Below are 11,140 nucleotides of genomic sequence, written 5' to 3'. Positions count from 1 at the left end.
GTCTGGCTATTTATAGGGTTTTCAATATCCTGATTAGTGTCCTTATTCTCCTCGTCTTTCTCAGAGCTATCGCTTGAGCTTCCTTCGGCACCCTTTCCACCACCGAGTTCTGATTTTAGAGCGTCATCGGTCTTAGTAAACTTAATCTCGCCTCTATACTTTGGCGTTACATCAAAAGGTACCCAGCCTACTCCATCGAGATAGTACTCGCACCAAGCGTGAGCGCTCTCTTCTGTTACTGTTACGCTTGCTGGCTTTGATACGGAATCCTTATCATCTGAGCTACCATCTGCAATCATTTTTTCTGTGATGACATAGCCTTCGACATATCTTGCGGGAACGCCGTAATATCTAAGCATCTGAGTTGCTGCACTTGCATAAAGTTCTGACTTTCCAACTCTTGAGTTAGTTAGAAAATATCCTAGCTCATCGCTTTCCCCAGAAGATGATGTGCTATCATCGTACTTTAGGTTTTTGTTTACAAAGTCAACTATTTTTAGCTTAGCTTCGCTGGTAGAAAGCTTCTTACTATCACCTAGTAGCTTCTTCAGTGTCTTTTTGTTTGATGCTGAAATCTCAAGATAGTTCTTATGTGCGAAGTCCCTATATACTGACTCCATGTTCACTAAATCAGCCTGATCCCCTGCACTAGACACTAGCTTTTTTTGGTTTACATAGGCTTCTTTGACGCTGCCCTCGCTATAGCTTAGCTTGTATGATTTAGTCTCCTTACTATTAGCTTCTATAACAGAGTCACCTATCCTTGAATCCATGTACATACCCTTCTTTTCCTGAAGGAATGAGTATGGCAGGTACAGGTTCTTACGATCTGCATTTACGAGCTTTATGCTGAGCTCTCCAATATTGTCTTTTCCATTTATCTCGAGATTGTTTTTCGCTAGTAATGACTCTCCATAGACTCCATTTTGTCTGAGCCAGTAGAATTTGTCTCTAGCTTCTGATAGACCCGTTCCCCTGAGATTAACCCACTTATTACCATCTAGATATTCTCCTACGAAGCCGCGAAGATACATAGGCTCAGCCTTTGACATAGTGATATCTAACTGAACTCTTTTATTCGGTTCAAACTCTCCAATTGATGAGAGATTTCCCCTTGCAAGCACTTTTGTTCCACCGTAGATTTTTCGGTGCATAGCTGACTTTATCGCATCGTTTGTCTTGCCTGCCGCCTTGATTGGAAGTACATCCGAGCTTATAAACGGTGCTATCGCAAGTAAAAGTATCAGAACTGTAGCAACCACGCTAGAAGCTAAGGCTCTGCCACCTGAAATCTTTAGCGTGCCACTGTTTCCTGCTAGCATGGCCCCTGAAATCAGAAGCACTATAGATGCAGCAAGGCTCGCTGAAACTGTAAAGATACCTAGGCCAGCTAGACAAATTTCAACAATAACTAGTGCTATAAAGGTGTAAAAGGCAGCCTTTCTTATGCTTAGAAGCACAAGTTCAAAGACCGCAATTGCAAGCATGAGCGTAAGAAAATGAACTCCTATCTTTGATGCCTGGCCCTCTATAAAGTTATCGTGTATCCTTCCCTGAGACTCGGTCATAGTCATAGATATTCTTTGCATAAGCGCTCTAAGACCCTCACCGAAATCTCTATGAATAATCAGTGTTGTTATAAGAAGAAGCACTACTAAAACTAATACTCCATATTGCTTTAGAACTGCTTTGATACCTGACAATTCCCCATCTTCGCTACTTGAAATCACAATTTCTATTGTAGCTATTAAAACCAAACTGATTATAATGGCAATCATAGAAAATCCAGCCTTTTGTAGGGATAGGCTTACAAAGGCGAGGTTCAAGATTGAAAGTGAAATAAAGAAGCTCAAAGCCGTCACTACAAGTTCCTTAGCAAAGCCACTATTAAGTTCCGATATTTGTATATTAAGTTTTGATTCATTAGCTAACTTTTTCAACTTAAACTCCTAAATCTAATAAAGAATAAGTTCTCTATTATTCTGTCTATATTCCTCATCAGATGCATCTATCAAAATTACCTTGCCGCTTGTAAACTCCTTGTCGAAGCTTGTCTTGCCAATAGATATGTAAATTATGTGCGTTGCATCGCTACTTCCATACATAGAAGTATAGCTATTTGCACATGTTATATCTGACTCTAGAAGCCTAGAGCCTATTATTTGAGATATAGCATCTCCCATATCTTCACTGAACTGCATGTCCTTGACCCAAGCTACATTCTCAGCCGGCTCGTTCCAAACAAGGACAAACTCAAGCTCGCTATCTATGAGGCTTTGGCATACTGATACGGCAAGCTCTGCGAGTGCCTCCTTCTGCTCCGATGAGGTCTCTCCCTTGAGACTCTTATCCACGAAAACCATAAGCTTCTTATCAAGCGGTAGCGACGGATCCCTCACAATAAGCTTGTCAAGCTTACCTGATAGCTTCCAATGTATCTGCTTTAGGCTATCCCCCTGCTCATATTCTCTGATTTGATAGGTCTCTGTCAGGTCCCTTCCCTTTTTGTATGGGGAATAGCTGTCGTTATCAAAGCTATCACTTTCGTGAAGGTCATAGCTTATAACTACATCAAAGACCTCTGGCAACATGGTCATGGCCTTTTCAGCGTGGACATCGCATTTAACATTGAATATGCCGAATATCCCTTCTAGGCTCATTTTCTCAACGCTACACCTAACTTTTCCGCAGTGATCGCTAGCTAGGTTAAACAAGATTTTCTTTTTCTCTCTTGCGCTTAGCGATAGATTGAAAGTCTCGTGCTTTTCATCACCCGTATATAGATTTACTATCTTAAGCTTAATCTTTAGCGAGATAATTGGCATCCAGCTGTCATTTCTAACTTCTAGGATTCCCTCTGCAGTTTTGTCCGTTCTTCCACCTGTGTTTATAAATAGTCTTGCCGACAGTTTACTTCTAATTGCAAAGTCTATCGCGCATGCTACGAGCATCACAAGAACAAAGGCGAAGAGAAGAGCCAAGGAAAATCTATTCGTCTCTACGATATTCAGTATGATTAATAAAATTAAAAGTGTAAACGAAATAGCTCTTTTCATCTATCTCTCCTACAACATTTTCTTAAATGACTCAGCAGCTGGCATCTCTACATCTTTGATGATATCAGCGAGAATATTCTCTGCGCTAAGCTCGTTTAATCTAGCCTTTGAATTTAGCATGAGTCTGTGTCCGCAAACATCTGCAAAGACAGCTCTTATGTCGTCTGGTGTAACAAAGTCTCTTGAGTTGACAAAAGCATAGGCCTTAGCCATCTGGCAAAGTGAAAGCGCTCCACGAGGGCTGACGCCAAGGCTTACCATTTCGTGCTCTCTAGTTTTCTGAACCAGTTTTGCTATATATTCGTAAACTGATTTTGCAATATATACTTCGTTCGCCTTCTGAATCATTTCCTTTAGTTCTTCATCAGAGACAACTTGCTCAACCTTATCAACTGGATTTTCTGTATGTCTATCAGCTAGAATCTCTGCTTGGCTTTCTACATCTGGATATCCTATGCTCAGCTTAACCATAAATCTATCGAGCTGTGAATTTGGAAGCATCTGAGTTCCTGCAGAACCAGCAGGGTTTTCGGTTGCGAGAACGATAAACGGATCTGGCAAAACTCTTGTTACGCCGTCAACTGTTACCTTTTTCTCTTCCATCGCCTCAAGAAGAGCCGCTTGAGTTTTACTTGAGGTTCTGTTGATTTCATCTGCAAGAAGAAGATTTGTTACAATAGCACCTTCCTTATAGCTAAGCTCTCCTGTCTCCTTATCGTAAACAGAGAAACCGATTATATCTGAAGGAAGCGTATCAGGTGTGAACTGTACACGCTTAGTATCTAGACCCATAGCTCTTGCAAAAGCTAGCGCCATTGTTGTCTTACCTACACCTGGAACGTCCTCTAGAAGGACATTACCCTTTGCGAGCATGGCCATCATAACCTTGGAGATAACCTCGTCCTTACCCTTGATTACACCCTTTACCTCATTGCTAATTTTTTCTATATGCTGATTCATCTTTTGCCCTTTCTATAAGTTATTATTAAAATCGAAGAATTTACCGTTTCCCTTTTGTAATAGTCTCAGTGCTGTAAGTGCTGAAATCGCCTGTCTAGTTGCCAGCACGTTCGTCTGCTTTCCTGTGCCAGAAGAATCTAGAGCCGTATCTATTCCGCCGTCCTCTGTCTCAAAGCTTAGAAGCGCACTTACCGGATCTCCACCATTTTTGATGAAGCGCTCATCTTTTGTTGGATCTATTCCAAGTGAGCAAAGTGCGAGAATAACCTGCGAACCCGAGTCTGAGCTATAGTGATTCTGAAAAGAAAAATATCCTCCGTCGCTTTGTTTCTCTGAAAGATATGTGAGCGCACTATCTATCGCAGTCTTTACATCCACGCTCTTTCCTGCAGCATTAGTGTAGACATCCTTTTTATCTATGTACGGAGCAAGTGCCTGAATTGCCATCGAAGTAATGTCTAGGTCGCTTCCTCCTTTGTTTAGACCAAAACCACCATCTTCCATCTGGTAGGCGATAAGTTCCTTTATGATGTCATTTTCACTGTATCTTGCTCCATCTGGTGTTTTGTAGTCACCGGCTTTGATGCATAGAAGTGAATATATCAAAGCATTGCTTCCTTGATAGTCTATTTTCTCTTCCTGACACCAGTTGAATATGCCGTCATTCACTAGGTCTATTGGCGTTCCGTCAGCTTTCTTTGCAAAGTTTCTCGGATCCTTTCCGAATGCGAGAAGTACCAAAATCATTCTGTGCCACTCTGTCGACTTATACTGGTCTAGCTTTTCATCGCTTTCATATGCCTTGCTTATGTATTTTTTTAGGTTTTTGAGGTATCCCTCTTCATCAAAGTTCTTATCTAGCCCCGCTCTCTTTTCGACTATTACCATCCAGTCGCTTATAGGGTCTCCCGCCTTGAAATAACTAGCATTTGTTAAAGATTCATCCGCCTTGATTCCGCCAATTTCGTGGCAGGCTGCATCCCATCTTTTGCTTATCTTCTCATAGTTTGTTTTATCATCACCACAGGCACTCAAAACAATGCTCATGACGAGAATCATTATAAGCGCTAGAGCAGTTACTTTTTTACTTGTCTTTCTTATCATGGATTAGTCCCCTTTGGTATAACATCTCTACGAGTAGTTCCACACACCTTACACTTGTACTCTATATATCCATCTTCCGTTGCCGTTGCTTCTTTCCTAGAAGTCTCTACCCATTGATGTTCAAGTTTAGGAATAACCTTCGTTTCCTTCTCACCACACACACTGCAAACTCTCTCTTCAAGCCCCTCTTCATCACAGGTAGCATTCTTTACGACCTTCCAGTCACCAAATGTATGCCTTGGCTCGTATCCTCCATTTATCCAGATTCCACAGTAGCTGCTAAGTTTTGTTGGTGGATAGGTTACTACAAGTCCTAAATCCTTACCATAAGCAAGAGTAAATCTAAGCGTGATATGGTTATTTCGTCCATTTAGGAAGTACTGCGACATTCCCTTTCCTGGATAGTTAACTCCATCTATGGTGTACATCCATCCCGAGCCACTTGAGTACTGGAATTCTAGAATTGAGTCTCTTACAACCTTTGCGAGTTTAGTGTAGTTTGAAAGGCCATCCTCAACAACCTTATCAGCAAGATTGCTAGGCACTGATGCTCCATCAGCGATTCCGCCCGCTCTAATTCCATTTAGGTAGAAGCCTGCATCCTTTGTCCCTGAGAAATCAGCCTTAAATCCATAGTAATCTAGTGCAGCAAGTATCGCATACGAAGCAGGTTCATCTTGCTTTACATCGTACTCAAAGCCATCGCCTAGAATTCCGAGTCCTATTGTTGTTGCATCAACTGTAACATAGCACTTACCGATTACATCGCCTGAATCGACAAAGTTATATATCAGGTCGTATTTCTTAAACGTAGAGTTACCCTCGTCATCCCAGGCAGTTACAGTTATAGTGTGATGTTCTGTGTCTCCCACCTTAGGATTTTCTAAAAAGAAACTGTACTCATATCTGCCGTTTCCTGTAGGTGGATCAGCAGCTCTTCCATCAAAGGTAACCCTCATATTATCATATGGAAGTGACTTTCCCTTATATGTTAAAGCCTGAAGAATCAAAGTGAAGTTTCTATTGCTAGTCTCAATCTTTGTTCCTTCAACTGCGTCTCCATCGACCCAAGCCTTGATTGTAGGTGGATGTTTACCAATGGTTGGATTCTTCTCGTCAGCCTTCTTAGCCATCAAATTGATAAGGAAGCTAACATGGTGAGTCGTCTTACCCTTCTCCTTGACAATCAAAGTGATAATGTTTTCGCCTCTAACGAGATGGGCCTTGAAATTCTTGCCATCGCCCTTTAGAGTCTTTCCGTTATCTCCCGTTGTGGAGTTTCGTATCCTTACTCTTAGCTCAGAGTCTTTCCCGCCATTCTCAAGATATGCGTAAAACTCAAGGTCATCGTTTTTGAACTGATTGTCAGTCACATCAGCGTTTTTCAGATCTGTCATAATCTTGAGCTTGCCGTCATTTTTCTGAGGGATTATAGTCGATTTTCCGATATTACCATTTCCCTCTTTGTCAGTAGCTCTATCGCTATTGGTAATGCCATCTAGACCACCCTTGCCCTTTTCAACACTAATGCTGTTGTTAGGCTTCTCCTCTTGCTTCTTATCCTTTTCCTGCTCCTTCTTGTCCTCCTTGTCAGATTTCTTGTCGCTCTTCTCTCCATCCTTAGTCTCACCGGAATTGCTCTTTCCGACTGAATTTTGATCATCATCTGAGCCATCTGCCTGCGAAAGCGCCATCCTCTCAGCCTTAACTGCAGTCACCTTAACATCAGGTCTAGAAAAACCTATAGGTTTGACAAGTAGTGCCCATGCAAGAAATCCTGCAAGAAGTAGCAGTATTGCAATTATGTATATTAAATTTTTCCTGCTGTCTTTGAAAAACTTCATCTAATTTACCCTATTTCGTATCGTAATTTTCTTTATCGTAGTCGACGGTATAGAACCAAAGTATCTCGTCACCGTCTTTAAGCTTGACCTCTGATGCCATGTAGTTTGGCAGCTTTCCGTTCACCTTGTACATCCATCCGCTCTTCTGTCCCGCTGAGAATTCATAGAGGTAGTTTATGCCTTTGACATAGCCCTTCTTGTCCTCAATTTGGACATCCTTCTCCTTGCAGGCCTTTTGGAGAACGTCCATGACGGTCGTCTCATCGCTCTTTATCTTGAAGCTAGATTTCTTGACGATAATGCCATCCTTTGGAACATAGTCTACAAGCGCCTTATCTGTAAGCATATCCATATTTGAGCTTAACTCATCGCAGCGTATCTCTATGGTCACCTTCGCATCTTCTGGCTTTTTGTCCTGTGCCTTTAGCTTTCCTGCAATCGAAAAGCCAATCGCAGCTATTGCTACAAGCGCTAGGCACAGTAAAATAAGGTTTTTCTTCAGTTTCTTATTCTTTTGTTTCCTTAAAAAATCCTGTTCCATATCTCTTTCCGTCCTCTATTTATATATTCCGTATTTTATCTTGATTCGCTCTAATTTGTTCACCATCGGAGTGCCTATTACAAACACACAAATTGCTGCCGTGAGCGCGTGGTAAAAGTCGTAGCCGACACCACTGACATATAGAGCTTTGAGAGCTTTAACTCCAATGCCTAGAGAACCTGGCTCGTTCATCGATAGGCACATTGCAGCAAAGTTCATAATCCCGCCGTATATGACAAAGGTTACAACAAAGGTAAATACCGCCATTGTTATATTATCAGCCTTGAGCTTACCCTTTTGAAATATTACTGCTAGTAGCAATCCAATTATCCCAAATAGATAGACTCGCCATCCGAAGAAAGTCTTATCGTTTCCTGGCCATACCAGAAAGCTGATATATGCAACCAGTTCCGAGAAAATAACACATAAGACTGGAGCCATCATCTTCTTGAAATTGCCAATGCTGTTTTGTTTGCTAATTTCACGATTGAATGCAAGTCCTGCAAGAAATCCTAAAAGTCCCCAGCAGAACATCTGCCACGGAGTCCAAGCTCCCTGCCCCATATAGAAATTGCAGACAAATCTCGACATTGCACCTATCAGAAAACCAGCTTCTGGTCCGAGTGAAATTCCTGAAATTATCACCATTGCTGTCCCTATCTGAACAGGAAAAGCTATGTGAAAAAATGTATGAGATGCAACTGTAAGAGCACTCATCATGGCTATCAAAACAACCTCTCTTGCGCGAGGCTTACGCCTTTCAAATATCATGAAGAACGGTGCCATAATCATCACCAAAATTAGAAGAGAAAGTGGCATGTATAGTCGCTTGCTACCTAGGAAAACCGTCAAAGCTATCAAAGCTGGGATGACTAGAAATATCAGCACAGCTGTTAGTGCAAGTCTCTTTCTTGCCGCCGCCATGTAATGGCTTTCGTTCTTTTTCTTCAGCTCATCAAAGCTTGTAACTAGAGCAGGCTCCTTATCCATGTTCTAGCCTCCTCTCCAGTTATGATACCCTCGCACCACTTTCTTGTCAGTTTGTTTTCAACCGTGGTATAGAAGTTATTTCCTGAGAAGAATTCCTTGGCGCTACCGCTTGTCGCTATTTCTCCATCAAAGAACATAGAGCAGCAGTCTCCGAATTCAGCGCAAAACTCTATATCATGGCTAACCATGAATATGGTCTTGTTCTCCTTGCAAAGGCTTCTGAGTATTCTTCCCAAAGTTTGCTTGAAAAATGGATCAAGTCCCTTGGTTGGCTCATCTAAGAGAAGAATATCTGGATTTGAAACCATGACCTTGGCAAGCGCAAGCCTTTGCTGCTCGCCACCCGAAAGATCATAAGGGTTTGCCTTTCTAAGATGCTCTATTTCCATAAGCTTAAGCATCTCCTCGGTTCTTTGAACCTTCTCCTCAATCTCAAGCTTTTGATAGCACATCCCCTCGAGAACCTCTTCCTCACAGCTAATCTCTGTGAATAATGCCTGAGGATTCTGAGGAACCATAGCAGCCCTACAGTTATCAGCAATTTTAACCTTGCCAGACTGAGGCTTTATTATTTCACAAATCGCCTTAAGCGTTGTACTCTTTCCGCTTCCGTTTCCACCAAGCAAGCAGTGAAGCTTGCCCTCTTCTATCTCTAGATTCAGTCCTCTTAGGACGTCATCTGCATTCTTTGCATATCTAAAATATAGGTTTTTAAGCTTTATAACAGGCTTTCCGCTGTTAGCTTCTTTTTCTTCAACTAGCTTTTGCACTCCAGCTTCCTTTAGCGTGAGCGTTCCATTTTCGAAGAGCTTCTCCATCAAAATTCGCCCTTCTCTCAGCGTCATAGGAAGGCTATCCTGCCATCTCACAAGCTCCTTTGGAAACAGCTTCATCACAGGAGGCATGCCGTAGTACATAGGATGTACCGATTCCTCATCGCCACTTCCCGCAAGCTGTATCGCAACTTCACTAGGCTTTGCATTTGCAATTATCCTGCCTTCGTCCATGACAATTGCCCTATCTGCAAGAGGGAAAATCTCTTCTAGCCTATGCTCAGAAATTACAATGGTTACTCCAAGCTCCCTATTGAGCCTGTGAACAGTGCTAAGAAAATCCCTTGCTGCAATCGGATCAAGCTGTGAAGCAGGTTCATCCAAAATCAAAACCTCAGGTTGCATAGCCATAACGGACGCAAGGTTCAAAAGCTGCTTTTGACCTCCAGAAAGCTCGCTGACTGACTTTCTAAACCAGGTCTGTATTCCAAAGTAGGAAGCCATCTCGGCAACCCTTCTCTTAATTACGCTATTGCTATATCCTAGGCTTTCAAGACCAAAGGCAAGCTCGTGCCAAACTTTGTCTGTGACGAGCTGGTTGTCAGGGTTTTGCTGAACATATCCTATTTTGCTCGCCGCATCCCTGTCGTTCATCTCCTCTATCTCTTCGCCATCAAAGCACACGCTTCCAAACTTATTTCCATAAGGATTCATGCTCTTCTTGAGATGCCTTAAAAGCGTACTCTTGCCACATCCAGATTTACCGCAAAGCACGACAAATTCCGACTCTGGAATACTCAGCGAAACACTGTCTAGAGCCAGCTTATCCGAGCTTGGATAACTAAAGCTTAAATTGTCGACCTTGATCTTTTCCATTTTAATTCTCCGAATAAATCTATTGCTAGCGGCATGATTAAAAGCGTCATGAAGGATATGAACCCTGCAAATTCAAGCCACTTAGGCTCGCTCTCAACCACTTTTATAACAGGATAATAGTAGAGTTTGTTTACTCCGACTGCATAAGATACCGTCGTAATTCCTCCAAGCACTATGCTTGCAAATAATGCCAAAAGGTCTGCGGACCTCAGTTTAAATAGATTATAGCTAGTTCTACCTTTGAGCCCGTAACCTCTTGCTGCCATGGAATCTGCACTTTCTATAGAAGATTCAAGCGACCATGAGACTAGAATCGACACCTCTTTACCTAGCTGTCTTATTTTGCCAATAAAGCTCTTTTCATCTCCTGCGTAGAGCGCTCTTTGCCCTTCTCTAATAAGCTCAAAACGAGTTCTCAAAAGTGGTACAAAACGAAATATCATAGAAAGCGTAAGACCTAGGACTGGTGCAAATCTGCCGAAAATATAGATAAGCTTTTCTGATGTCATGACAACATTGAAGCTCGAAAACCAAATCATCACACCGCTTAGCATCAGCGCCATAACAAATCCATAGCATGCCGCCTCAAGTGTGACCCTGTTATTTCCCAAATAGAAAAGCACCGTACTGCCATTGTGAGTAAACAGCGCATTTATAAGTACAGTCAAAAAAGACATAAATAAGATGATAAATAGGTTGTTTCTCAGGCTTTTGCTTCCCTTTAGCAACATATCATAGCTCATTCCTATGATAATTGCGCTTATGAGAAATAGAGGGGAGTTTGAAAACATCAAAATTCCGATGACGATTGTATAGTATGAAGCTGTCACCACAGGATGCATCAAAATGAAACGCCCTGTCTCTCCTATTCCTTCTCTAAACATCAATTTATCCTAATTTATATTCCATATTAAACTACACAGGCATACATAATAAGTATAGTTAAATCATGCCCTTTAGTCAAATATTAAAGGCCCTGCAAATGCAAATTTCACA

At 41.8% G+C, this 11,140-nt stretch carries 7 protein-coding genes and 2 pseudogenes; all 9 read right to left on the bottom strand.

All coding sequences use genetic code 11. The annotated features are described in order from the left end of the window. Window positions 1–155 precede the first annotated feature (155 nt). Window positions 156–431, bottom strand: a pseudogene (locus ADJ67_01645) (hypothetical protein). Between the two features lie 1,524 nt (window positions 432–1,955). Next, window positions 1,956–3,056 (bottom strand): hypothetical protein, encoded by a 1,101-nt coding sequence (locus ADJ67_01640; protein AKT46528.1) that lies wholly within the window; start codon window positions 3,054–3,056, stop codon window positions 1,956–1,958. Between the two features lie 9 nt (window positions 3,057–3,065). Next, complete coding sequence (locus ADJ67_01635; protein AKT46527.1) at window positions 3,066–4,016, bottom strand: ATPase AAA; 951 nt, start codon at window positions 4,014–4,016, stop codon at window positions 3,066–3,068. Between the two features lie 12 nt (window positions 4,017–4,028). Then, the gene (locus ADJ67_01630) at window positions 4,029–5,120 is read right to left on the bottom strand and encodes a hypothetical protein (GenBank protein AKT46526.1); all 1,092 of its coding nucleotides are present in this window, start codon (window positions 5,118–5,120) and stop codon (window positions 4,029–4,031) included. Beyond that, the gene (locus ADJ67_01625; protein ID AKT46525.1) at window positions 5,117–6,964 is read right to left on the bottom strand and encodes a hypothetical protein; all 1,848 of its coding nucleotides are present in this window, start codon (window positions 6,962–6,964) and stop codon (window positions 5,117–5,119) included. The genes ADJ67_01630 and ADJ67_01625 overlap by 4 nt, the downstream gene beginning before the upstream one ends. A 10-nt stretch (window positions 6,965–6,974) precedes the next feature. Then, window positions 6,975–7,355 (bottom strand): annotated as a pseudogene (locus ADJ67_01620) (hypothetical protein). 165 nt (window positions 7,356–7,520) lie between these two features. Next, on the bottom strand, window positions 7,521–8,429 hold the full coding sequence (locus tag ADJ67_01615) for a hypothetical protein (GenBank protein ID AKT47625.1): 909 nt from the start codon (window positions 8,427–8,429) through the stop codon (window positions 7,521–7,523). Between the two features lie 44 nt (window positions 8,430–8,473). Further along, complete coding sequence (locus ADJ67_01610; GenBank protein AKT46524.1) at window positions 8,474–10,144, bottom strand: cobalt ABC transporter ATP-binding protein; 1,671 nt, start codon at window positions 10,142–10,144, stop codon at window positions 8,474–8,476. After that, window positions 10,117–10,986, bottom strand: a complete 870-nt coding sequence (locus tag ADJ67_01605; protein ID AKT47624.1) for a hypothetical protein — start codon at window positions 10,984–10,986, stop codon at window positions 10,117–10,119. The genes ADJ67_01610 and ADJ67_01605 overlap by 28 nt, the downstream gene beginning before the upstream one ends. Window positions 10,987–11,140: the final 154 nt, after the last annotated feature.

Origin of the sequence: Eubacterium sulci ATCC 35585 (assembly GCA_001189495.1) — a bacterium.
In the GTDB taxonomy this organism is placed as follows: domain Bacteria; phylum Bacillota; class Clostridia; order Peptostreptococcales; family Anaerovoracaceae; genus Eubacterium_B; species Eubacterium_B sulci.
Note: the sequence above shows the minus strand (reverse complement) of the source record. Positions and strands in the feature narration are given on the sequence as shown.